The sequence below is a fragment of the Mucilaginibacter koreensis genome (assembly GCF_054783355.1).
On record NZ_BAAGQS010000001.1, the window covers coordinates 2,249,538 to 2,272,387 of the forward strand.

Consider the following 22,850-nt stretch of genomic DNA (forward strand, 5'->3'; position numbering starts at 1 on the left):
CTACAAATATTAAGTTGATTTGTAGTAACAGCTACAGATTAAAAAAGGTGATTGGTAAATCGAGTTATCATCTCAGGGTATATACCTACCACCAATGTAATCACAGCCGAAACACCTAAAACAAACCGGTAATAACCCGGAACGGTAAGCACCGTATGTTCATCACCGGTACGGAAATACATAGCAATGATTACTTTAAAGTAATAATAAATACTTGCAATAGCATTAATAACCGCAATAATAACCAGCCATATCTGGTAGCGCGACATGGCGCCGTAGAACATGTAAAACTTACCGATGAAACCTGCAGTAAGCGGTATACCCGCCAGTGAAAGCATGGCAATGGTTAATACCAGTGCCAGGAAAGGATTGCGCTTACCTAAACCGTTAAAGCTTTCAAAGCTGTCATTACCTGCCTGTTGCTGAATGAGCAGCAGTACGCCAAAGGCAATAATAGAAGCCACAGAATAAGCCGTAGCATACATAAACACCGCATTACCTGATGCTGCATTTAACGCTACAATAGCAAACAGCAAATACCCGGCATGCGAGATACTTGAAAAAGCAAGCATACGCTTAAAACTTTGCTGATATAATGCGGTAAAGTTACCGATGAATAAAGTAATGATAGTTACCACTAACAGTGTAGGTGCCCAGAAGCTATATACTGTACCAAAGCTGGCGTTAAACAGGCGTAAAAAGGCAGCAAAGCCGGCGGTTTTAACTGCAGTAGCCATAAAAGCAGTTATCAGCGTAGGAGAACCTTCGTAAACGTCCGGTGTCCAGAAGTGGAAGGGGGCTGCGCCAACTTTGAAGCACAGGCCTATAACCATTAAAATGATACCAGTGTAAAATAATGGCGCAGTGTTATGTGGATGCATCAGCGCCCAGTTGCGTATACCTTCCAGGTTGAATGAGCCGGTTGCACCATATAAAAGGGCAATACCGAACAGCAGGAAGCCGGTAGAGAATGCCCCCATCAGGAAGTATTTTAATGAAGCCTCGTTAGATGCAAAATCACGTTTGCGGATACCGGCCAGAATATATAAGCTCACCGACATAATTTCTAACCCGATGAAGAGCATGGTCAGGTTATAAAACGATACCATTACTACAATCCCCGCCAATGCAAACAGCATGATGGCATAATACTCAGCCACATTATTACTGATCTGCTCGAAGTATCCTTTAGACAGCATCAAAATCAGGATGGTAGAGACAATTGTTACCGCCGAGAATGCGATAGCATAATTATCAAACAGCATCATGCCACTATAGATGGGTGTAGCATTGCCATTCCATTGCAGCACGGCCAAACCAAGCGCTACCAGTAACCCGGCAATGGCAACCGGCAATAAGGCGTTTTTAACTTTATATAAACCCAGGTAAAGTAACACGAGGGGCAAAACAGCAATTACAATCAGCGTATTCATTTTACTTTACTCGTCAATTATTTTTTTAAAGCTATATTAATTTTTTCGTTCACTGAACTTACCAGGTTGCTAACCGCAGCCTCGCTCAGGTGAAGTACAGCCTGCGGATACACACCCAGGAAGATAATCAGGGCACAGATAATACCCAGTACAATTTTTTCTGATGCGGTAACATCAGTGAAAGTAACCGTTAATGCATTGGTTTCACCCTGCATTACGCCTTTATACATGCGCAGCATATACACGGCACCTAAAATGATGGTTAAACCGGCAGCAGCAGCAATCCAGATATTATATTGATAAACAGCATTCAGTAACAGAAACTCACCAATAAAACCGTTGGTTAAAGGTAAGGCAACGGTAGCCAATACCACAATCAGAAACAGGATAGCAAACTGCGGCGCTACTTTAGCAATACCACCCAGTTCGCTGATTTTGCGGGTACCCAGCTGGCGACTGATAATGTCCCATACAAAGAATAAGCCCACTACTTCGATACCGTGGTTCAGCATTTGTATCTCTGCACCTTGCAGGCCTTCCACATTCCAGGAGAAAATACCAGCAGCAATTAAGCCTACATGACCAATTGAAGCATAAGCCGTCAGGCGCTTGCCATCGTTTTGACGGAAGGCGATAATAGAAGCATAGACAATACCAATGACCGCTAAAATCAGGGGCAGGTTTTGCCACAGGTAAAAAGATACAGGCGCTACCGGGATCATCCAGCGAATCACACCGTAAATCCCCATCTTTAGCATAATACCTGAAAGCATCATGGTACCGGCTGAAGGTGCTTCGGTATAGGTATCAGGCTGCCAGGTATGGAAAGGGAATACCGGCATCTTAATGGCAAAAGCCAGGAAGAACGCAGCCAAAACATATGTCTGTGCCGTTTCGTTCAGCTTCAAATTGTAGAACTCGTGAATATCAAAGGTTTTGGTTGGCGTTTGAAAATATAGATAAATCAAAGCCAGCAACATGAACAGTGAACCGGCAAAAGTGTAGATGAAAAACTTCAGCGTTACCTTAATGCGGTTTTCGCCGCCCCATAAACCACAAATGAAATAAATAGGAATCAGAGCTACTTCCCAACCAATGTAAAATAAAAAGCCATCCAAAGCAGTAAACACCAATAGCAAGCCGGCTTGCATAAACAGGATCAGCGCGTAGAATGCTGAAGGATTGCTATAGTTGTGTTTAAAAGTGGTAACAATAATCAACGGCACTAATAAGGCAGTCAGCATCACCGGGATGATGTTGATGCCATCAATACCGGCGCTGAAGTAAACACCTAATTGTGGCAGCCATGGGGCATCAACGGCAAACTGTGTAGAAGCATCGGGCACAAACTTGGCTACAAAAACGGCTGCGAGCACCAGTTCGGCCAAGGCAAAGAGTAAAGCCGCATTCTTGGCAGCGTTGCCTTTAATGAACAGCACTATCAGCGCGGCCAGTACAGGTAAGAATATGAGTAAAGTAACAGTCATTGTTTAGGGGTTGCGTAAACGATGCTTTTAAAGTTTAATTAAGCTATATACCAATGCGGCAATAATGCCAATCACCATCATGAAAATGTAGAAACCTACATTACCGGTTTGCAGCAGGCGTAAGCCTTTGCCGGTTTCCACCGAACCTTCGCCCAAGCCATTCACAATGCCATCAATTCCCATCTTGTCAACCACTCTGTAGAAGAAGCCGGAAAGATAGTCTAATGGTTTGCGGATGATGTTATCATACAGTTCATCAATGTAAAACTTATGGTATGACAGGTTCACCAGTGAAGAGCGGTTTTCATCGCCTTTGGCCGGAACAGCAGCTTGTTTTACATATTTAACGTAAGCATAAATTAATGCGATGACAGCGCCGATAACAGATACCGCCATTAGAGCGATTTCTGTGCTTTTGGTTAAGCCGATTACACCCGGCGCTTCAGTTGGCTTGCCAAACACCGGCTCCAGGAAATGCTCTAAGGCATGATGGCCGCCCAAGGCTTCAGGCACACCAATAAAACCACCTACTATAGATAATACAGCCAATACCATTAGCGGAATGGTCATGTTCGCCGGAGATTCATGCAAATGATGTTCCTGCTCATGTGTACCCCTGAATTTACCCCAGAAGGTTAAATACATCAGGCGGAACATGTAGAAAGAGGTCAGCATGGCAGTGATTACGCCTACTACATAAAATACCGGACTGTAAGTGAAAGTATGCGCCAGTATCTCATCTTTTGAAAAGAAACCTGCAAATGGCGGAATACCGGAGATAGCTAAAGTACCGATCAGCATGGTAGCAAAAGTAACCGGCAGTTTTTTACGCAGGCCGCCCATACTACGCATATCCTGCTCACCGCTTACAGCATGGATAACCGAACCGGCACCCAAGAATAATAAGGCTTTAAAGAAAGCGTGCGTTAATACATGGAAGAAGGCACCAGTATATGCACCTACACCCAGGCCCAAAAACATATAACCTAATTGAGATACTGTTGAATAAGCCAATACTTTTTTGATATCGGTTTGGGTAACGGCAATCAGGGCAGCTAATAAAGCGGTGGCTAAACCTACTATGGCAATTACATTCATGGTTACCGGCGCCATGCTGAATAATACGTGTGAGCGGGCAATCATATAAATACCGGCAGTTACCATGGTAGCCGCGTGGATTAATGCCGAAACCGGGGTTGGACCAGCCATCGCATCAGGCAACCAGGTGAATAACGGAATTTGTGCCGATTTACCGGTAGCACCTACAAACAGCAACAAGGTAATTAATACCATTGGCGCTGCAGCACCCATTTTTGCAGCGTTGGCAAACACGGTGTTATAAGTAACACCTCCAAAATATTGAATGATCAAGAAGATACCAATCAAGAAACCCAAGTCGCCAATACGGTTCATCACGAAAGCTTTTTTGGCAGCATCGGCATAATTAGGGTTAGCGTACCAGAAACCGATGAGCAGGTAAGAGCATAACCCTACGCCTTCCCAACCAATAAACATAATCACATAGTTGGAACCCAGTACCAGCAGCAGCATAAAGAACACGAACAGGTTAAGATAAGCGAAAAACTTACCAAAGCCGTTATCATGGCTCATGTAACCGATGGAGTATAAATGAATCAGGAAACCCACACCAGTAATGATGAGCAGCATGATGGAACTTAGCTGATCGATCAAAAATGCAAAAGGCACCTGTACCTTGCCGGCCGAAATCCAATTAAATAGAGTCACCTCAATAGGATGACCGGTTGACTTAACTTCTAAAAAAGCACCTAAGCTTAATGCAAACGAAATAAGCACCATGGCACTTGCAATAGTACCAATCAGGTTTTTAGGCAATGCATTGCGGCCTAATCCGTTGATGACAAAACCTGCCAGCGGTAGTAAAGGAATCAGCCAGATGTAATTATCCATGTGTTTTAAAATGTGGCCGGCGGCCAGTATTCAGTTTCCTGATAAACAGGTAATTTTTGTATCGATGTTATGGCAATATAGTACCCGGCATATGTAACCGGATCGATTTTACCACTTTAATCTGTTCAGTATATTGATATCAATGGAGTTGGTGTTGCGGTGTATCATTACAATGATTGCTAATCCTACTGCAATTTCAGCAGCCGCCAGCGCCATAATAAAGAATACGAACACCTGTCCGCTCGCATCGCCACGGTAAGTGGAAAAAGCGGTAAGCAGCAGGTTTACTGCATTCAGCATCAGTTCTACCGACATAAACACCACAATAGCATTGCGGCGAATCAGTACTCCGGCTACACCAATACAGAAAATAATAGTGCTTAATAAAATGTAATGATTAAGCGGAACAATTTTGATGGCCTGTGTTAAACTTTCCATTTATACCGTAATGTTTTTGGTTTTGCCATCTTTGGTAGCCAGTAATATGGCGCCCACCATAGCAGATAATAACAATATAGATGATACCTCGAACGGTAACAAAAACTCGTTGAATAGTACCTTACCTAAGTTTTCAACTGAACCCAAATTAACATTGTGCAACACTCCGGGCTCTGTAGTAGCGTAAGATTTAAGTGATGCCACCAAAGTAGCCAGCAGGCAGCCGCCACCAATAAGGCCGGCAATGCGCACTACCATGCTTTTGCTGGGCTCAGTATCTTTATTCAGGTTCAGCATCATCATTACAAACAGGAACAATACCATAATGGCCCCCATGTACACAATAAAGTTTACCATGGCCAAAAAATTGGCATTCAATAAAATGTAATGTATGGTGAAAGTGAAAAAGGTGATAATGAGATAAAGCACGCTGTGTACCGGGTTCTTAGCAAAGATGACCAGCAGCGAGAAGAAGATAGAAAGGAAAGCGATAAAGTAAAAAGTACTCATATATGGCTCTAACGAAAAAAACCTTTGCCCTTAAAGTGCGGGCAAAGGTATAAAACTTCTGTTATTGATTTAAGGGTGCTTCCACTAATTTGTCTTTACCGTAAATAAAGTCTTTACGGGTAAAGTCAGTGGGTACAATGTCGCCGTCCAGGTAAATGGCTTCTTTCGGGCAAGCTTCTTCACATAATCCGCAGAAAATGCAGCGCAGCATATTAATTTCATACACAGCCGCATATTTCTCCTCACGGTATAAATGCTCCTCACCTTTCTGGCGTTCGGCAGCCGTCATGGTAATGGCTTCTGCCGGGCATGAAAGTGCACACAATCCGCAGGCGGTACAACGCTCACGGCCTTGCTCATCACGCTTTAATGAATGCAGGCCACGGTAGTTTTCAGAAAACTCACGCTTTTGTTCCGGGTAACGGATGGTGACGTCTTTTTTGAAAAAGTGCTTCATGGTAATGCCTAATCCTTTGGCAATAGCCGGCAGGTAAGCTTTTTCCCAAAAGTTGAGCGGTTTGGCTTCTAATACTTTTCGCTTATTACTTAATGGTTCCATGTATTCGATTAATGACTGAATTGTTTAATGAGGGTAATTACGCCCCCGGTAATTACAATGTTGGCAATAGCCAGCGGGATCAGCGTACGCCATCCCAGGTTCATCAACTGATCGTAACGGAAACGCGGGATAGTCCAGCGGATCCACATAAAGAAGAAAATGAATGCAAATATTTTCACAAATAATAGTACCACGCCCAGCACAGCAGCCAGGTTAGGACCGATACCTTGCGCCACCATATCCATAAACGGATAGTTGTAACCGCCAAAATAAAGCGTAGCCATTACCGCTGATGATACGAACATATTGATGTATTCAGCAAACAGGTAAAAGCCCAGTTTCATGGAGGAGTATTCGGTGTGGTACCCACCTACCAGCTCGGTTTCACATTCCGGTAAATCGAACGGGGTACGGTTGGTTTCAGCAAAGGCACATACAATGAAGATCAGGAAACCCAAAGGTTGTTTAAAGAAGTTCCAAGTAAACCAGCCATTGGCCCAAAAGCCGTGCTGCTGCTCGGCAATGCCACGTAAGCTTAAAGTTCCGGTCACCATTAACAGGGCAATGATGGACAAGCCCATAGAAACCTCATAACTGATGTTTTGTGATGCTGCACGGATAGCGCCCAACAATGAATACTTATTGTTAGATGCCCAACCGCCAATCATCACGCCATATACACCTAATGATACTACACCAAAAATGTATAGGATGCCTACGTTGATATCAGTTACCTGCAAATCAACCGTATGACCGGCTACCACCAGCTTTTGCCCCCACGGAATAACCGCAGAGCCGATACAGGCTGTCAGTATAGCTAATGACGGACCTACAATGAACAAAAAGCCGCTTGCACGGGTAGGAATGATTTCCTCCTTCATGAACATTTTTACCCCATCAGCCAGCGGCTGTAAAAAGCCACCCGGGCCGGCACGGTTAGGGCCTACCCGGTCTTGAAAAAAAGCTGCAATTTTACGTTCGGCGTAGGTAGAGTACATCGCTACCACCAAACTGATGGCAAAGATGGCTACTACTAAAATTGCTTTTATTATTAAGGTTGATAGTTCCATTATAAGCGGGTTTCCCTTTCAAATTGTTCTTTATTGGCTTCCTGCAATACCGGGTTGGTTTTTACCACCGGCAGCGGGCGCAGGGTTTCGTAATGGTTGGCGCTGATTACCGATTGATGTGACACCTTGCGCGGACCTTCAATTACCCAGTCGGCAGTTTTCTTTTTATCGAAACGGCAGGTGTTACAGATAAATTCTTCTACCTCGCCATACTGATCTTTACGGCCGGTTACACGCAATACATCTTCCCCTTTATACCACAGCGTTACTTTACCGCAGCATTTTTCGCAATCGCGGTGCGCTTCTACCGGCTTGGTGAACCATACACGGTTTTTGAAACGGAAGGTTTTATCAGTTAATGCGCCTACCGGGCAAACGTCAATTACATTACCTGAAAAATCGTTGTCTACCGCTTTTTGGATGTAGGTAGAAATTTCAGCATGATCGCCACGGTTTAATACGCCGTGCACACGTTTTTCGGTAATCTGGTCGGCTGTAAATACACAACGGTAGCATAGTATACAGCGCGTCATGTGCAGCTGAATTTTATCACCAATGTCGATCTTCTCAAACGTACGGCGGTCAAATTCATAACGGGTTTTAGCTTTACCGTGCTCATAACCCAAATCCTGCAGGTGGCATTCGCCGGCCTGGTCGCAGATCGGGCAATCCAGCGGGTGATTGATCAGCAGCATTTCTACCACACCTTTACGTGCTTCACGCACTTCGGGCGAAGTAATGTTTTCTACTTCCATCCCATCCATCACCGTGGTACGGCAAGAGGCCACCAGTTTAGGCATTGGGCGAGGGTCTTTTTCAGAACCTTTGCTCACTTTTACCAAACAGGTACGGCATTTACCACCACTTCCCTCTAACTTGGAATAATAGCACATGGCCGGCGGAACGATATCCCCTCCTATCTGCCTCGCAGCATTAAGGATGGTGGTTCCGGGTTCCACATCTATTGAAATACCATCTATAGTAACTTTCATTTGTTATTAAAAGTCTATTTTAATCTTTTTGAACTCGTCATTGCGAGGAACGAAGCAATCTCTGTGCATCTTTCTACTTTTAGGCGTAGAGAGATTGCTTCGTTCCTCGCAATGACGTTTTATTTAATATTATGCCAACTCCGCTTTAACCAACGGATCAGCATAGTGAGCCAGTCCATAATTGCGGGTTACCGCCTCTGCCCCATTGGTCACATGCCATTCAAATTCATCCCTAAAATGGCGGATGGCACTGGCCACCGGCCAGGCAGCCGCATCGCCCAACGGACAAATGGTATTGCCTTCAATCTTTTTGGATACATCTACCAGCAGGTCCATATCGCTCAGGCGGCCATGGCCGTGTTCTAAACGGTGCAGTACCTTTTCCATCCAGCCGGTACCTTCACGGCAGGGCGAACACTGTCCGCAGCTTTCGTGGTGATAAAAGCGGGTGAAGTTCCAGGTATTGCGTACAATGCACTGATCTTCATCAAAGGCGATAAAACCGCCCGAACCCATCATGGTACCGGTAGCAAAACCACCATCAGCCAATGATTCGTAGCTCATCAGGCGCGCTTCGTTGTTAATCGTCTTGGTTATGAGGTTGGCAGGCAAAATAGGCACCGATGAACCACCGGCTACTACTGCTTTCAGGCGTTTGCCATTAGCGATACCGCCGCAATATTCATCAGAGTAAATAAACTCTTCTACAGGAACCCCTAACTCAATTTCATATACACCCGGCTTTTTCAGGTTACCTGAAGCTGAAATCAGTTTGGTACCTGTACTACGGCCAATACCTATTTTGGCATATTCTTCGCCACCATCATTAATAATAGGCACTGTAGCAGCAATTGATTCTACGTTATTTACCACGGTTGGGCGGCCCCATAAACCGGCAATAGCCGGGAATGGTGGCTTGATGCGCGGGTTACCGCGTTTGCCTTCCAGTGATTCAATTAAAGCTGTTTCTTCGCCGCAGATGTAAGCACCGCCTCCTGGCTGCACATACAACTCCAGATCGAAACCTGTGCCTAATATATTTTTACCTAAAAAGCCGGCAGCTTTAGCTTCAGCAATGGCTTTTTCCAGTATGCGTATCTGCGGCATCATTTCGCCACGTACGTAGATGTAAGAAGTATTGGCACCCAGTGCGTAACTACCGATAATCATACCCTCTATTAACAAATGAGGGATATGTGTCATCAGGTAACGGTCTTTAAAGGTGCCCGGCTCTGATTCATCGGCGTTGCATACCAGGTAACGCGGCACACCTTCGGGCTTGGCCAGAAAGCTCCACTTCATGCCAGTTGGAAAACCCGCACCACCACGACCGCGCAAGCCTGACTTTTTTACCTCCTCTACCACATCATCTGGCGAAAGGGTTTTCAGTGCCTTTTCAACCGCAGCATATCCACCTTTTGAACGGTAAACGTCGTAAGTGTTTATACCGGGTACGTTTATATGTTGTAATAATAATTTGCGTCCCATTGCGGTTAATATAATTTGCCGGTTAACTTATAAACGGCAATGTGATTAGTAATACAATTTGTAAAAATCATTACAGTTACTAAACCAGTTATCAGATACAAATGGCTTTCAGAAGGTAGAAACAAGCACAACAGAACGCCAGCCACAAAAGCCATGTCCCATAATATTGTTCTGCTCCTGCCTGTCATTTAGTTGTTAGCCTTAGCTTTTAAATTGCCAATTAATTGATCAACCGATTCTGGCGTCAAGTTTTCATAGAACGTATATTCAGGGCCGATTTGCAGTACCGGGCCAAAGCCGCAGGCGGCCAGGCACTCTACACCTCTCCAGCTAAATAAGCCGTCGGGAGTAACATCGCCTTCTTTCACGCCGAGCTTCTGCTCAATATAATCCATAATTTTTTCGGCACCTACCAGGCAGCATGGGCCAGTACGGCATACCTCCAGCATGTACTTGCCTTGCGGCTTTAAAAAGTACATGGTATAAAAGGTGGCTACCTCGTATACTTCTATAGGCTCAATACTCAGGTACTCGGCCACTTTATCCATGGCTTTACTGCTTAGCCAGCCTAACTCGGCCTGCACATCATGCAGAATGGGCAGCAATGCAGCTTTTTGTTTTCCTTCGGGGTAACGGCTTACCTTATCGGCAAACTTTTCTAATAAGGCCGGTGAAAACTCCACCGGGCGCATATCGGTATTTTCTACGCTAAGCATCTAACTCTCCTGCTATTACGTTTAAGCTACTCATGTTAATAATGGCATCACTCAGTACCATGCCGCGGCTCATTGGCGCATACATACTGTAGTTGATGAAGCTTGGGCGGCGGAAGTGCAAACGGTACGGGCTACGGCCACCATCGTTTACCAGGTAAAAGCCCAGTTCTCCGTTGGCACCTTCTACGCTATGGTACACCTCGCCTACCGGCGTTTCAATTTCACCCATCACAATTTTAAAGTGATAAATCAGGGCTTCCATATTATTGTATACCTCTTCTTTTGGCGGCAGGTAGTACTCAGGCACATCCCCATGGAAGATGGTTGGATCCTCTTTATCAATTTTGGCCAGGGCCTGCTCAATAATGCGGAGACTCTGCCACATCTCTTCGTTACGCACCAGGAAGCGATCATACACATCGCCGGTGGTACCTACCGGAACTTCGAAATCAAACTCATCGTACGAGCAGTAAGGATTCATCACCCGTACATCATAATCAATACCGGTAGCACGTAAAATCGGGCCACTCCAGCTATAATCTAAAGCAACCTCCGGGGTAACCGGAGCTACACCTTTAGTACGGTCAATGAAAATGCGGTTACGATTGAATAAGCTTTCAAACTCTTTCAATACCTTCGGAAACTCATCTAAGAACTTCCGAATTTTCGCAAAAGCAATATCATTGAAGTTACGCTCAAAACCGCCAATACGACCAATATTGGTTGTCAGGCGTGAGCCGCATACTTCTTCGTAAATTTCGTAAATGGCTTCGCGGTATTCCATCATGTACAGGAAGCCGGTAAAGGCACCTGTATCTACACCCAGTACGCCGTTACAAATAATATGGTCGGCAATACGGGCCAGCTCCATCACTACCACGCGCAAATAATCTACTCGCTTAGGAGTTTGAATTTGCAGCAGCTTTTCTACCGTCATATGCCAGCCCATATTGTTAATAGGAGCTGAGCAATAGTTTAAACGGTCGGTTAATGGAGTAATTTGATAGAACGGGCGATGTTCGGCAATTTTTTCGAACGCCCGGTGAATATAGCCGATGGTAGATACACCGCTTACAATACGCTCACCATCCAACTGCAGTACGTTTTGAAAAACGCCGTGCGTAGCCGGGTGCGTAGGCCCTAAGTTAAGGGTAGATAGCTCGCTATCCTCGTGTGTACCTAACTCTGTATTTTGAAATGCAGGAAAATTTTGCATGTTTTATCTTCCGAAAAAATAATCTTTTTTGTCAACGCGGTTCGGGTCTTCCAACGGGTACTCTTTACGCATCGGGAACACTGTCATATCGTCAACATTCAGTATACGGCGCATATCCGGGTGACCATCGAAGGTAATGCCAAAGAAGTCGTACGTTTCGCGCTCCATCCAGTTGGCACCATTCCACAGCATTGTAGCGCTTGGCATATGCGGGTTAACACCATCTGTAAATACCTTAATGCGGATGCGCAAATTATTCACCAAACTGTGTACGTGATAAATAACACCGATAGATTGCTCGCGTTCAGGATATTGTATGCCGGTTAAATCTGTTAAATAAATGAACTGCAGTGCAGCATCATTTTTCAGAAAAGTTAACAGGTCAATAATGGTATCTTTATCCGTTTCAACGGTTAACAAACCATAAGGCTGGGCAACGTTGGTTATTTTACCTTCAAATTGCGCTTCAATGCGCTGATATAGCTCTTCGTTTGTAAACGCTGCCATTATTGTATACCGTATTGAGCCAGCAACTTTTGATACTCCGGTGTATCTCTGCGGCGCAGCGATTCGGTTTGTACCAGTTTCTGAATATTCATAAAACCATCAATTATACCCTCGGGGCGTGGCGGGCAGCCCGGCACATAAACATCTACCGGAATCACCTCATCTATACCCTGCAGCACCGAATAAGTATCAAATATACCACCACTTGAAGCGCAGGCACCCACAGCCATCACCCAACGCGGCTCGGCCATTTGCAGGTATACCTGGCGTAATACCGGGGCCATCTTTTTAGATATGGTACCCATTACCATCAGCAAGTCGGCCTGGCGGGGCGAAAAGCTTAAACGCTCGGCACCAAAACGAGATAAATCGTAATGTGAACCCATGGTGGCCATAAACTCGATACCACAGCACGAGGTAGCAAACGGCAGCGGCCACAATGAATGTGAGCGCGCAAGCCCGATGGCTTTATCTAAAGTTGTAGCAAAAAATCCTGATCCTTCTACTCCCGGAGGAGCATTAACTATCTGAACATCACTCATGAAAAATCCTTGTAAAAGCAAACTCATCCACTGAATGAGGATGAGTGCAAATTTACAAAATATAACGTTGTAAACGTTATCGTATGATAGCGTGGCTTATATTTAGAATGAATCTAAACTACTCCCAATCCAGGGCACCCTTCTTGATTACGTATATAAATCCTAATAATAATGAAGCCATAAATATCAGCATTTCTACAAAGTTGCCGATACCATTGGTCTGTATCATTTGCTTGAAGTTTACCGCCCAGGGGTACATAAATATAACCTCCACATCAAACAGCACAAATAAAATGGCCACCAGGAAGTATTTAATGGAAACCGGCGTACGGGCGTTACCCACTACCTCAATACCAGACTCGAACGGACTTAGTTTATCCTTAGTTTTTCTTTTAGGTCCAACGATATGCGTAACAAACATAGTAGTTACCACAAAACCGATGGCTACCACCATCTGGATAATGATAGGTAAATAATTAACAGGTACACTTTGCGATTCCATGCAGCAAATATACACATTGGGTTAAAATAAAAAAGGCTACTGCAATTGCAGTAGCCTTTTTGTTATGGGGCGAAGTTTCGCTTATTTACCGGCAGCAGGTTTCTTTGAAAAGAACGACTGTACTGAACGGTTGGTTGGGTCCAAATCACGAGCTTTGGTAAAGTTCTCCGAGGCTTTGGCCGCATCCTTCTCTTTGTATTGGTAATAATTACCTAAGTAAGCATACGCTTCAGCCAAAGGCTTCTTATCTGCATCGGCTACCGCACCTTTAGCAGTAGTTAGCTGGATATATTGCTCATAAAATGGCTTAGCATAACCGTTGATGTTATCACGATTAGTTTCCTTTAAATCGTTTACACGGGCACGGTATAATACAGCGGCTGCATTTGGTGTAGGCAACTTAGCGTTGATGTAAGCAAAAGCAGTATCAGCCTTGGTTAATAATGAGGCATCAGGCGTTGGCTTTGGCTTAGCAGTGCTGTAGTACTGATCCTGGTAAGCATAGTAATAGCTGGTACCCTCGTTAAAATAATCCTGCAATTTAGCATTACGAGATTTTGCCAGATAGTTATGATAAGCATCACCGGCTTTTTCGTATTGCTTGTTGGTGTAGTACGTTTTAGCGATTTCGCCATAAGCATCGGCCAGGGTGCTATCAGCAGCTGCTGCTTTTTCCAGGTTTTTAACCGCTTCATCTGTTTGGTTCAATTTCGACTGGATACGACCTAAGTAGTAGTAGTCATAAGGAATTACACGGTTACCTGCTTTTGAAATAAAGTTATTCAAGGCAGTTTGTGCACCGGTGTAATCACCGTTTTCATATTTAGCATATGCCAGATAACGGTAAGTACGCAGGTTAGCATTAGGGTTAGCGCTCAACGTATTAGCGGTTTGCTCTAAGGTTTTGTAATCACCAGCCTGATACAAGAAGTCGGCATAACGCAGCTGAGATTCTGGTGAGCGGTCGGTTAAATCCAAAAATTGTTTGTAGTGGTCTGCCGCTTCTTTCACTTTGGCTGAAGCTTGTGCCGGTACGTTTTTAGCCCAACGCAAATCGGTTTCCGCCCATTCGCGATAAGCAGGGCCAAAGTTAGGGTCGGTAGCTAAGGCTGCTTTGAACTGAGTTTCGGCATCTTCAAAGTTATTGGCATATTTCCACAACACACCGGTGGCTACGTTAGCTTTGGCTGATTTTGGATCAATAGCCAGTGCCTGGCTGTAAGCCTTGTAAGCCTCGTTGCTTTTTAGTTGTGAACGGTAAGCATTACCTAATGACACATACAAATCGGCATCTTTAGCGTTAGCTGCAATGCCTTTTTGCAGGGCAGCAATGGCAGCATTGGCATTAGCCGGATCCAGTAGGTAGCTTTCGCCTACATATACATAAGGCTTGCTATCTTTTTTAGCCAGGTTAATGGCTTTATCAAAATTTTGCTGTGCACCTGAGTTATCTTTGTTTAAACGGGCTACGGCACCTAAACCTACATAGTTTAATGCAGAGTTGGGGTTGGCAGCAATACCACGGTTAAATACAGCTTTGGCAGAGTCGGCATAATCTTGCTCAACATATACCCAACCTAAATAAAAGTAGTTTTCGTCTTTGGTAGACTGTGTATTTACTAAATTCTTAAGAATTGATTTTGCTTTTTGGTACTGCTCTGCATCAATAGCCTTTTTTGCGTCGGCCAGGCTCTGCGCCGAAGCCGTGTAGCCCACAGCTGTGAGCGCTAACGCAGCGCCTGCTATTTTACTGATCATCTTCATAGTTATCTATTAGTTTTTAGTTTGCGTTGTTTACTTGTTTGGTAACATTAATTTCCCTTTGCGGGATAGATTCAGGCAATAAACCTGATTTTAATACAATACGCTGGCCTCGTTCACCTAACAAAAAGTTTTCGAAACCCGCTCCAAGCCCCATTCTGCCAGTAGCATTTATAACGTACAGGCTGCGGCTTAACGGATACTGCTTTAAAGCTAAAGTAGTTTGTGAAGGCTGATAGTATTGGGTAGCATATTTTTTGTTACCCTCATCCTTTACACTCATAATTTTAACTTTTGCGGCTGCCGCTGCATAATCTGCATCCGGCTCATCCAGCCAGCTGAAACCTACAACGCCGATGGCGTCAGGGTGCTCGCTTATATATCTTATAACGTCTTTATTCGATTTTAGTGCGTAAATATTTTTTAAATCTGTTAGCCGATTGCCAGAAAGCTCCCTCAAATAACGCATGGTACTTGAGTTTGGGTTATCAAACACAATGCTTTTGTTGGTATTATATTTACCATTGAGCATTTGCTTGATCTGGCTTACGGTAATCAATGTATCTGCCGATGATTGATTTACTATAAATACGACTGCATCATGCGCAAAAGGATTAATGTTCAGTACTGCTCCTTTGTCATTAAAAAGCTTTTTTTCTGAAGCCGTTAAATCGCGAGACAGTATAGCGAAACGAACGGTGTCATTCAGTAGTTGAGACAGTACCTGGGTTTCGGGCCGATAGTTGATAATGGGTTTAGCCTGGGTGAAAATACCACTGAAAACAAAGGCTTCTTCATCAACAATGGGCCTGAAGGATTCATCTGCGCCAAAAAGCGCTTTGCCGGCATGAAAGCTGTCGGTTTCGGTTTTAGCCTCCGGCTTCTTCTTTCTGTGGCAAGCGCTGAACAGTGTGAGCAGCGCGATGTTGATGATTGCGAGTTTTATAAACTTATTCTTCATTATTTCTGCTTACTATACGTATAAAGCGCAACACACCGTAGATGATGAAAAGGCCGCCAAAAGCATAGCGCTGCGTTTGAGGTATATGCAGCGGCAGCTTTGACCAAAACATAATCATGATGCCTAAAATAACGATGCTGATAAACAGCAGACCGCCTAAAATAAACAAAAATCGCCTTTTGGGCGATTTTTGTTTATGATGATTAAAATTATCCGTCATAAAATGAGGTCTTATTGATCAGGCATGGTGAATTGTACCGGTACGGTAAACAATACACGTACACCTTTACCATTTTGACGACCAGGGGTCCAGCGGGGAGCTGATTTTACGGCTCTAACTGCTTCTTCATCCAAACCTGAGCCTGGACCACGAAGTGCTTTCACATCAGTTAAGCTACCGTCTTTTTCAACTACGAACTGTACGATAACACGGCCTTGAACACCGTTTTCACGGGCTACTGCAGGGTAATGGATGGCTTTACCTAAATATTTATAGAAAGATTCCATACCACCTGCCGGTTCTGGCTGAACTTCTACCGCAGTAAAGATTTCGTTCGGGTCGGCTTCAACAACCTGATTGGTTACAGGGGCGTTACCTACCGGCTCATCAATACGAACCTGGGCATTGCGGTCACCTTCGCGGTTTTCCTGACCTGGGTCTTTTACTTCCAGTTCTTTTTGCGTTGGCGGTTCTTTTTCGCGTACCTCGTTATCCGGCTTCACAATCGGAGGCGGGAACCTTACCTGCGTTGTACGTGGCTTTGGTGGTTCCGGCTTTGGTGGCGGCGGTGGTGGTTTCTTTTCATTCAGTGCTGGCGGCGGTTTCAAGATCACCTCAGTGATCTTCACCTTTGGCTTTGATGCAGGGATGAAACCCTTAATTTTATTGATAATGGTCGGCATGGAAACTGCTAAGATGAACAGGATGCCTGTATAAATCAGCGCTCTAACCGTGGTTTTAGGGTTGTTTTTACGCAACTCATAAGCACCATAGTTTTTGTTCCGGCCATTAAAAATAACATCAAGCCAGTCAGGATTTAGAATATCTAATTTTGAGCCTAACATATTGTTGTTATTTAAATGTTATGCAATATAACATTTTGTTTTTAAAGTGGTTTAAAAAATTTTATTTTTTAATAAATATTCTCACGCTTCAACAACTCTATTTCATCCTTTGTAATATCTACAATGGCATACAGGTCATTGTTGGTAATGTGCATCTCATCAATAGCGTCAACCATGTTTTTGTAAACTGATTTATCACTTGGCTTAATGATAATGAACATCTTTTTGCCTGTTGATTGCTGAATTTTCTGGCCTTGCTCAATTAAAGCTGCACGTAAACCGGTTTTGCCGTAACCTGTAACGGTTGGAGGGCTCAGCGGCTCGGTAGGTACACCAATAAACCATTCCAGTTTATTGTTGGCACCCAGCAATACCGTCATGGTACGTGATGCTGCAATTGGAGCCTGGGTTTGTTTTTGCTCGTCTTTATCCGGCATAGCCAAATCCATGGCTTTAGGTTTGTTCAGGGTGGTAGTTAACATAAAGAAGGTTACCAGCAAGAATGCCAGGTCAACCATTGCAGTTAAATCTACACGGGTTGATTGTTTCTTACTTCTTACCTTCCCGCCTTTACCACCCCCGCCGGAGGTATCTAATTCTGCCATATGATTACTTTCCTCCTTTTAATGAAGTAATTAAACTGAACTTGTTTACTTCCTGCTTTTGCAGGATAGCGATAATTTTCTGGATGGTTGGGTACTCCTCTTTGCTGTCGCCTTTAATGGTTACACGCATCTCGGCGTTATCCAGGTTTTTGGTTACTACACGGGCTTCGCGTACCCAGTTGAATAACTCGCTGGTACCGGCGGTATCAGTAGGGATACCGGGTTGCTTGTAGTGCTCTTTCTGCTCGGGCGGTAAATCCAGGTACTGGCCAATTTGTGCTACTGGCACACCAATGCTGGCCATATTAGAGAACTTTTTAACCTGCTCCTGGGTGAAACCTACATTGTATTTCTGGCCCATTTGCAGTAAAAGCTGCTTCCGGATTTCCGGACCTTCTACACCGAAGAACACTTTGCCCTGGCCCACAATCAGGGTGGCAATATCCTTTTCAGGAATTGTTTCTACCGTAGTAGCGCCAGGTGCATCCACCGGAACCGGGTCCTCGGCACGGGGCTTGGCGGTTAAGATGAAAAAGGTCAGCAGCAGGAACGCCACATCACACATGGCGGTCATGTCAATCGCTGTACTTTTTCTTGGTATTTTTACTCTTGGCATTTAATTTAAGTTAATTGAAGATGGTAGAATTAATTTAACAGCAGTGCTGCTGCTTTTAGTATACCAGCAGCCTGCTTTTTATCAAATTAATATTTACTATCTGTTAGCGTTTTTGTGAGATGCAGCGAAGGTTTGAACAATGCTGAAACCGGTTTCATCAATAGCATAAGTCAGCTTGTCAATTTTAGAAGTAAACAAGTTGTACATGATGATTGATAAAGCTGAAGTAGAGATACCTAAAGCAGTGTTAATCAATGCTTCAGAGATACCTACAGCAAGTTCAGATGAGCTTGATGAACCAGATGCACCTAATGCGTTGAATGCACGGATCATACCGGTTACTGTACCTAACAGACCCATCAGTGTACCGATAGATACCAGGGTAGCAATGATAGTTAAGTTTTGCTCTAACATTGGCATTTCCAGTGCAGTAGCTTCTTCGATATCTTTTTGGATAGCTAAGGTTTTTTGATCCACGTCCAGGTTAGGTTCAGCTTCCATTTCGCGGTATTTTTTCAAACCTGATTTAATTACGTTAGCTACAGAGCCTTTTTGTTTGTCACACTCAGCGCTTGCAGCTTCGATGTTACCAGCGTTCAGGTAACCATTAATTTTGCGAACGAAAGTATCAACACTGCCAGTACCTGAAGCTTTTCCGATAACTACAAAGCGCTCGATAGTGAAAACAATCAGCATCAGGAACATAGTCATCAGCACCGGTACAATCGGGCCACCCTTATGTACAGTACCAAAGTAATCAGTTGGTGTGCCTTTTTCAACATCACCTCCCTGATAATGGCTTGGGTCACCTAAAACGAAGATAAAAATACACAATGCGATTACAAAGCAGATAGGAATAACCAGGGTTGCAAAAATGCTCGAGCCCGAAGCAGAGCTTTCTTTCTTAACCGGAGCAGCTGGTTTAATTGGTGCGTTTGCCATTACTTTTAGTTTTTAGTTGTTAGTTGTTGTTTGTAAATATTAAAGTTATTTAAATATGCGATGTTAATCAGCTGTAACAAAATTAAATTTTTTTAATTCAAAAAAAACATCAATGTTATTCTTTACAATAATTTAATTTAGAGTTCACTGGTAATGTACAGCTAACGTTGGCTACCTTTTATATGGTATACCTGCGTTGCTTTCTTTTGCAATGAAAACCATTTTTTTTAAAAATAGCAAGCCCTGAGCCATAAAAAAGTGTAACTAAACGGATATACTGTGCTATTGTACGTGTATTTTATACATTTAATTGGTTTATCCACCAGCTTTTTTCACTTTATAACCGTCGGTTTGCAATAATTGCAGCAACTTATCTCTAAAGTCGCCCTGAATGAGGATCTCCCCCTCTTTTACTGAACCGCCCACACCGCATTTGGTTTTGAGCTTTTTTCCCAATGCCTCTAAATCATCCTCGCTGCCTGTAAAGCCGTTAACACGGGTTACCAGTTTACTGCCGCCCTTTCGGTCTAAATAAAGTTTAAGGTTTTGCTGTTGCGGAGGCAGGGTTTCGGCCTGCTCTTGGTGCTCAAATTGGTATTCAAAATCAGGGTTGGTAGAGTACATTACCCCACTCATGTTCTTGCTCTTCTTCGCCATAGGTAGTTGTGCTCCTCAAAAATATAAAAGGAGTTTTATAACGCAAGAAAATTATCGGTATTGTATAGAGCTTAAAAGTAATAGGTAAATTTGCTGATACCGGGAGTTGATAATCTTGGCACTATTAAACAATCTGTCATTCCGGGTGATAGCGAGAAATCTTCTTCGGGCGATGAGTCTGCGGTATACCGGCTTGGCGAAGAAGATTTCTCCCTACGGTCGAAATGACAAGGAAGTTGTTTAAATAAGTTAAAACAGATTTTATAAAGCCTAAGCCTGATAAGTACTTCCGGCTACCACTTTCAATACCTGTGGTTGAATCACAATTTCTGCATCTGGCCCGGCAATTTGCGGTTCACCATCCAAGTGCACGGGGCCATCGCTGCTGCGCTTCACCTCAATGTGCCTGCCTTTAATAATTTCTACATACTTTGAGCTGTCGGCTGTTTTGGTAAACATACGCAGGCCCATTTCCGGAAAGCGGTATAAGGGGAAAGGTTTAATGATACATACATCCAGCAAACCATCCTGCACCGAGGCGTGTGGCGATACGTGAGCATTGTTACCGTATTGAGAGGAATTGGCGAAACTCAACATAAATGCTTCACGCTCATACAACGTACCATCAATGGTAATTTGGTATTGCTGCGAGTTGTAATTCACAATTTCTTTTAACGACGAGGTGAAGTAGGCGCCAAAGCCCCGGCCTTTGTGGTGAGAAAATACTTCGCTGATGTGTGCATCGAAACCCATACCAGCCATATTAAAAAACCATTTGCCGTTAAACTGTGCTCCATCTATCACCTGTATGTCATAGTTGTTCAGGTTTTCAATGGCTTTTACGGTATCCATGGGTATGCCCATAAAGCGGGCCAGCCCGTTGCCGGAACCACAGGGAATGATACCTAATACCAGGTCAGTGCCTGCTATAGCCGAACCGGTTTCATTAATGGTACCATCACCCCCCACGGCCACCACCATATCATAGGAGCGTATTGCCGATGCCGCCAGCTTGTGGGCATGGTTTACGCCCTGGGTAAACATAAACACAGGCTCAAACTTTTGCAGGTTGAGGTGCTGCTTTACCAGGTCGGGCAAACGGTCTTTTTTATTACCGCCGGCAATGGGGTTAATGATGAATAAAACTTTTGTTTTCAACTATATAAAATATCAGTTGCCAAAAGTAACCCTATTTTCGTCTTTTGTAAAATTGTTTTACTTTTACACCCCGAAAGTGGATTGATTTGAGCAAGCTGTACATGCAGCTAACGGATTGCAACCACGTAAAAAAGTGCTAACCCTACCCGCCCCTTTTTACGCCTCCTGTCCGGCCTCCGGTTTATCTGCCTTCGTGTTAAACAGTATAATTAATTTAGAAAATAATGCCTTATTTATTTACTTCAGAATCAGTATCAGAAGGCCACCCGGATAAAGTTGCCGACCAGATTTCAGACGCGTTAATTGATCAGTTTTTGGCCTTTGACCCCGAATCAAAAGTAGCCTGCGAAACCCTGGTAACCACCGGGCAGGTGATACTGGCCGGCGAGGTAAAATCAAAAGCATACCTGGACGTACAAAAAATTGCCCGCGATGTAATTAACCGCATTGGTTATACCAAAGGCGAATATATGTTTGACGGCAACTCCTGCGGCGTTTTATCGGCCATCCATGAGCAGTCGCCCGATATTAACCAGGGGGTTGACCGCGCCAGCAAAGAAGAGCAAGGCGCCGGCGACCAGGGTATGATGTTTGGCTACGCTACTAAAGAAACCGACAATTACATGCCTTTGGCGCTTGATATTGCCCATGCCTTATTAATTGAGCTGGCTGCCCTGCGTCGCGAAGCCAAAGAAATTCCTTACCTGCGCCCTGATGCCAAATCGCAAGTAACTTTGGAATATGATGACAACAACCAGCCACAGCGCATTGATGCCATTGTAATTTCAACCCAGCACGATGATTTTGATGAAGAAGCTGCCATGCTGGCTAAAATCCGCGAGGATATCATCAGCATCCTGATTCCGCGTGTAAAAGCCCGTTACCCTAAATATGCGCATTTCTTTAACGATGCCATCACCTACCACGTTAACCCTACCGGTAAATTTGTAATCGGCGGTCCGCATGGTGATACCGGCTTAACCGGCCGTAAAATTATTGTAGATACTTACGGTGGTAAAGGTGCCCACGGTGGTGGCGCGTTCTCGGGCAAAGATCCATCTAAAGTAGACCGCTCTGCGGCTTACGCTACCCGCCACATTGCCAAGAACCTGGTAGCTGCCGGTGTGTGCGACGAGGTATTGGTACAGGTATCCTACGCTATTGGTGTAGCCAAGCCGATGGGTATTTATATAAATACTTACAGTACTTCTAAACTGGGCATTACCGATGGCGAAATTGCTGCCAAAGTAGAGCAGATTTTCGACATGACCCCTTATGCCATTGAAACCCGCTTTAAACTGCGTAACCCCATTTACAGCGAAACCGCCGCTTACGGCCACTTTGGCAAACCCAGCACTACCGTAACCAAAACCTTCACCAGCCCCGAAGGCCGCGAAGTAACCAGCGAAGTAGAATTATTTACCTGGGAGAAATTGGATTATGTGGAGAAGGTGAAAGAAGCGTTTGGATTGTAATAGCTATTAACTTTTATATGCAGAAGGCGATGATCTTATGATTGTCGCCTTTTTTATTTTCTACTGTCCCAGAAATACATTGACAGACTGACTCATTCATGTCAGTGCTGCGCCTGCTGCGTGGTGCTGCGCCTGCTGCGTGGTGCTGCGCCTGCTGCGTGGTGCTGCGCCTGCTGCGTGGTGCTGCGCCTGCTGCGTGGTGCTGCGCCTGCTGCGTGGTG

At 44.3% G+C, this 22,850-nt stretch carries 24 protein-coding genes; 1 reads left to right on the top strand and 23 read right to left on the bottom strand.

The genetic code is table 11. The features are described 5' to 3' along the window. Positions 1-38: 38 nt before the first annotated feature. From ACYVNW_RS10250 to ACYVNW_RS10360, 23 genes are all read right to left on the bottom strand, one after another. Entirely contained in the window at positions 39-1,433 is a 1,395-nt protein-coding gene (locus ACYVNW_RS10250; RefSeq protein ID WP_460679769.1) for an NADH-quinone oxidoreductase subunit N, read from the bottom strand. Between the two features lie 17 nt (positions 1,434-1,450). After that, positions 1,451-2,920: a complex I subunit 4 family protein gene (locus ACYVNW_RS10255; protein ID WP_460679770.1), complete on the bottom strand. Its 1,470-nt coding sequence runs from the start codon at positions 2,918-2,920 to the stop codon at positions 1,451-1,453. 27 nt (positions 2,921-2,947) lie between these two features. Then, the gene (gene nuoL / locus ACYVNW_RS10260; protein ID WP_460679771.1) at positions 2,948-4,849 is read right to left on the bottom strand and encodes an NADH-quinone oxidoreductase subunit L; all 1,902 of its coding nucleotides are present in this window, start codon (positions 4,847-4,849) and stop codon (positions 2,948-2,950) included. A gap of 108 nt (positions 4,850-4,957) precedes the next feature. After that, on the bottom strand, positions 4,958-5,287 hold the full coding sequence (gene nuoK, locus ACYVNW_RS10265) for an NADH-quinone oxidoreductase subunit NuoK (RefSeq protein ID WP_460679772.1): 330 nt from the start codon (positions 5,285-5,287) through the stop codon (positions 4,958-4,960). Next, entirely contained in the window at positions 5,288-5,797 is a 510-nt protein-coding gene (locus tag ACYVNW_RS10270; RefSeq protein ID WP_460679773.1) for an NADH-quinone oxidoreductase subunit J family protein, read from the bottom strand. It abuts the gene before it with no gap. A 61-nt stretch (positions 5,798-5,858) separates the two neighbouring features. After that, a complete protein-coding gene (locus tag ACYVNW_RS10275; RefSeq protein WP_460679774.1) occupies positions 5,859-6,356 on the bottom strand; it encodes a NuoI/complex I 23 kDa subunit family protein in 498 nt (165 codons plus the stop codon). Between the two features lie 8 nt (positions 6,357-6,364). Beyond that, positions 6,365-7,426 carry an NADH-quinone oxidoreductase subunit NuoH gene (gene nuoH / locus ACYVNW_RS10280; protein WP_460679775.1) on the bottom strand — a complete coding sequence of 354 codons (1,062 nt, stop codon included), beginning with the start codon at positions 7,424-7,426 and terminating at the stop codon, positions 6,365-6,367. Further along, positions 7,426-8,418, bottom strand: a complete 993-nt coding sequence (locus ACYVNW_RS10285) for an NADH-quinone oxidoreductase subunit G (RefSeq protein WP_460679776.1) — start codon at positions 8,416-8,418, stop codon at positions 7,426-7,428. The genes nuoH and ACYVNW_RS10285 overlap by 1 nt, the downstream gene beginning before the upstream one ends. Positions 8,419-8,547: 129 nt before the next feature. After that, positions 8,548-9,906 carry an NADH-quinone oxidoreductase subunit NuoF gene (nuoF, locus tag ACYVNW_RS10290; RefSeq protein ID WP_460679777.1) on the bottom strand — a complete coding sequence of 453 codons (1,359 nt, stop codon included), beginning with the start codon at positions 9,904-9,906 and terminating at the stop codon, positions 8,548-8,550. A gap of 188 nt (positions 9,907-10,094) precedes the next feature. Next, a complete protein-coding gene (locus ACYVNW_RS10295) occupies positions 10,095-10,622 on the bottom strand; it encodes an NADH-quinone oxidoreductase subunit NuoE family protein (RefSeq protein WP_460679778.1) in 528 nt (175 codons plus the stop codon). Then, the gene (locus ACYVNW_RS10300) at positions 10,615-11,838 is read right to left on the bottom strand and encodes an NADH-quinone oxidoreductase subunit D (protein WP_460679779.1); all 1,224 of its coding nucleotides are present in this window, start codon (positions 11,836-11,838) and stop codon (positions 10,615-10,617) included. Before ACYVNW_RS10300 ends, ACYVNW_RS10295 begins: the two co-directional genes overlap by 8 nt. Positions 11,839-11,841: 3 nt before the next feature. Continuing rightward, positions 11,842-12,345: an NADH-quinone oxidoreductase subunit C gene (locus ACYVNW_RS10305; protein WP_460679780.1), complete on the bottom strand. Its 504-nt coding sequence runs from the start codon at positions 12,343-12,345 to the stop codon at positions 11,842-11,844. Then, on the bottom strand, positions 12,345-12,887 hold the full coding sequence (locus ACYVNW_RS10310) for an NADH-quinone oxidoreductase subunit B (protein ID WP_460679781.1): 543 nt from the start codon (positions 12,885-12,887) through the stop codon (positions 12,345-12,347). The genes ACYVNW_RS10305 and ACYVNW_RS10310 overlap by 1 nt, the downstream gene beginning before the upstream one ends. Before the next feature lie 118 nt (positions 12,888-13,005). Continuing rightward, on the bottom strand, positions 13,006-13,389 hold the full coding sequence (locus tag ACYVNW_RS10315) for an NADH-quinone oxidoreductase subunit A (RefSeq protein ID WP_460679782.1): 384 nt from the start codon (positions 13,387-13,389) through the stop codon (positions 13,006-13,008). 81 nt (positions 13,390-13,470) lie between these two features. Further along, the gene (locus tag ACYVNW_RS10320) at positions 13,471-15,153 is read right to left on the bottom strand and encodes a tetratricopeptide repeat protein (protein WP_460679783.1); all 1,683 of its coding nucleotides are present in this window, start codon (positions 15,151-15,153) and stop codon (positions 13,471-13,473) included. A gap of 16 nt (positions 15,154-15,169) precedes the next feature. Then, on the bottom strand, positions 15,170-16,111 hold the full coding sequence (locus ACYVNW_RS10325; protein WP_460679784.1) for a PstS family phosphate ABC transporter substrate-binding protein: 942 nt from the start codon (positions 16,109-16,111) through the stop codon (positions 15,170-15,172). Then, positions 16,101-16,331, bottom strand: a complete 231-nt coding sequence (locus ACYVNW_RS10330; protein ID WP_460679785.1) for a hypothetical protein — start codon at positions 16,329-16,331, stop codon at positions 16,101-16,103. The genes ACYVNW_RS10325 and ACYVNW_RS10330 overlap by 11 nt, the downstream gene beginning before the upstream one ends. A gap of 11 nt (positions 16,332-16,342) precedes the next feature. Continuing rightward, positions 16,343-17,176 carry an energy transducer TonB gene (locus ACYVNW_RS10335; RefSeq protein WP_460679786.1) on the bottom strand — a complete coding sequence of 278 codons (834 nt, stop codon included), beginning with the start codon at positions 17,174-17,176 and terminating at the stop codon, positions 16,343-16,345. A gap of 68 nt (positions 17,177-17,244) precedes the next feature. Beyond that, entirely contained in the window at positions 17,245-17,781 is a 537-nt protein-coding gene (locus ACYVNW_RS10340; RefSeq protein ID WP_460679787.1) for an ExbD/TolR family protein, read from the bottom strand. 4 nt (positions 17,782-17,785) lie between these two features. Then, positions 17,786-18,397 (bottom strand): ExbD/TolR family protein, encoded by a 612-nt coding sequence (locus ACYVNW_RS10345; protein WP_460679788.1) that lies wholly within the window; start codon positions 18,395-18,397, stop codon positions 17,786-17,788. Between the two features lie 96 nt (positions 18,398-18,493). After that, complete coding sequence (locus ACYVNW_RS10350) at positions 18,494-19,339, bottom strand: MotA/TolQ/ExbB proton channel family protein (RefSeq protein WP_460679789.1); 846 nt, start codon at positions 19,337-19,339, stop codon at positions 18,494-18,496. Positions 19,340-19,654: 315 nt separating this feature from the next. Further along, positions 19,655-19,996, bottom strand: coding sequence for a translation initiation factor (locus tag ACYVNW_RS10355; protein ID WP_460679790.1), 342 nt, complete (start codon positions 19,994-19,996; stop codon positions 19,655-19,657). A gap of 270 nt (positions 19,997-20,266) precedes the next feature. Continuing rightward, positions 20,267-21,154 (bottom strand): diacylglycerol/lipid kinase family protein, encoded by an 888-nt coding sequence (locus ACYVNW_RS10360; RefSeq protein WP_460679791.1) that lies wholly within the window; start codon positions 21,152-21,154, stop codon positions 20,267-20,269. A 224-nt stretch (positions 21,155-21,378) separates the two neighbouring features. Between ACYVNW_RS10360 and metK the strand changes: the two genes are divergently transcribed. Continuing rightward, positions 21,379-22,629 carry a methionine adenosyltransferase gene (metK, locus tag ACYVNW_RS10365; RefSeq protein ID WP_460679792.1) on the top strand — a complete coding sequence of 417 codons (1,251 nt, stop codon included), beginning with the start codon at positions 21,379-21,381 and terminating at the stop codon, positions 22,627-22,629. The last annotated feature ends 221 nt before the right edge of the window (positions 22,630-22,850 follow it).

What these genes read in the sequence shown, in the direction of transcription:
- ACYVNW_RS10250 (WP_460679769.1), bottom strand. Translation starts at nt 1,433, where the DNA reads ATGAATACGCTGATTGTAATTGCTGTTTTGCCCCTCGTGTTACTTTAC.
- ACYVNW_RS10255 (WP_460679770.1), bottom strand. Translation starts at nt 2,920, where the DNA reads ATGACTGTTACTTTACTCATATTCTTACCTGTACTGGCCGCGCTGATA.
- nuoL (WP_460679771.1), bottom strand. Translation starts at nt 4,849, where the DNA reads ATGGATAATTACATCTGGCTGATTCCTTTACTACCGCTGGCAGGTTTT.
- nuoK (WP_460679772.1), bottom strand. Translation starts at nt 5,287, where the DNA reads ATGGAAAGTTTAACACAGGCCATCAAAATTGTTCCGCTTAATCATTAC.
- ACYVNW_RS10270 (WP_460679773.1), bottom strand. Translation starts at nt 5,797, where the DNA reads ATGAGTACTTTTTACTTTATCGCTTTCCTTTCTATCTTCTTCTCGCTG.
- ACYVNW_RS10275 (WP_460679774.1), bottom strand. Translation starts at nt 6,356, where the DNA reads ATGGAACCATTAAGTAATAAGCGAAAAGTATTAGAAGCCAAACCGCTC.
- nuoH (WP_460679775.1), bottom strand. Translation starts at nt 7,426, where the DNA reads ATGGAACTATCAACCTTAATAATAAAAGCAATTTTAGTAGTAGCCATC.
- ACYVNW_RS10285 (WP_460679776.1), bottom strand. Translation starts at nt 8,418, where the DNA reads ATGAAAGTTACTATAGATGGTATTTCAATAGATGTGGAACCCGGAACC.
- nuoF (WP_460679777.1), bottom strand. Translation starts at nt 9,906, where the DNA reads ATGGGACGCAAATTATTATTACAACATATAAACGTACCCGGTATAAAC.
- ACYVNW_RS10295 (WP_460679778.1), bottom strand. Translation starts at nt 10,622, where the DNA reads ATGCTTAGCGTAGAAAATACCGATATGCGCCCGGTGGAGTTTTCACCG.
- ACYVNW_RS10300 (WP_460679779.1), bottom strand. Translation starts at nt 11,838, where the DNA reads ATGCAAAATTTTCCTGCATTTCAAAATACAGAGTTAGGTACACACGAG.
- ACYVNW_RS10305 (WP_460679780.1), bottom strand. Translation starts at nt 12,345, where the DNA reads ATGGCAGCGTTTACAAACGAAGAGCTATATCAGCGCATTGAAGCGCAA.
- ACYVNW_RS10310 (WP_460679781.1), bottom strand. Translation starts at nt 12,887, where the DNA reads ATGAGTGATGTTCAGATAGTTAATGCTCCTCCGGGAGTAGAAGGATCA.
- ACYVNW_RS10315 (WP_460679782.1), bottom strand. Translation starts at nt 13,389, where the DNA reads ATGGAATCGCAAAGTGTACCTGTTAATTATTTACCTATCATTATCCAG.
- ACYVNW_RS10320 (WP_460679783.1), bottom strand. Translation starts at nt 15,153, where the DNA reads ATGAAGATGATCAGTAAAATAGCAGGCGCTGCGTTAGCGCTCACAGCT.
- ACYVNW_RS10325 (WP_460679784.1), bottom strand. Translation starts at nt 16,111, where the DNA reads ATGAAGAATAAGTTTATAAAACTCGCAATCATCAACATCGCGCTGCTC.
- ACYVNW_RS10330 (WP_460679785.1), bottom strand. Translation starts at nt 16,331, where the DNA reads ATGACGGATAATTTTAATCATCATAAACAAAAATCGCCCAAAAGGCGA.
- ACYVNW_RS10335 (WP_460679786.1), bottom strand. Translation starts at nt 17,176, where the DNA reads ATGTTAGGCTCAAAATTAGATATTCTAAATCCTGACTGGCTTGATGTT.
- ACYVNW_RS10340 (WP_460679787.1), bottom strand. Translation starts at nt 17,781, where the DNA reads ATGGCAGAATTAGATACCTCCGGCGGGGGTGGTAAAGGCGGGAAGGTA.
- ACYVNW_RS10345 (WP_460679788.1), bottom strand. Translation starts at nt 18,397, where the DNA reads ATGCCAAGAGTAAAAATACCAAGAAAAAGTACAGCGATTGACATGACC.
- ACYVNW_RS10350 (WP_460679789.1), bottom strand. Translation starts at nt 19,339, where the DNA reads ATGGCAAACGCACCAATTAAACCAGCTGCTCCGGTTAAGAAAGAAAGC.
- ACYVNW_RS10355 (WP_460679790.1), bottom strand. Translation starts at nt 19,996, where the DNA reads ATGGCGAAGAAGAGCAAGAACATGAGTGGGGTAATGTACTCTACCAAC.
- metK (WP_460679792.1), top strand. Translation starts at nt 21,379, where the DNA reads ATGCCTTATTTATTTACTTCAGAATCAGTATCAGAAGGCCACCCGGAT.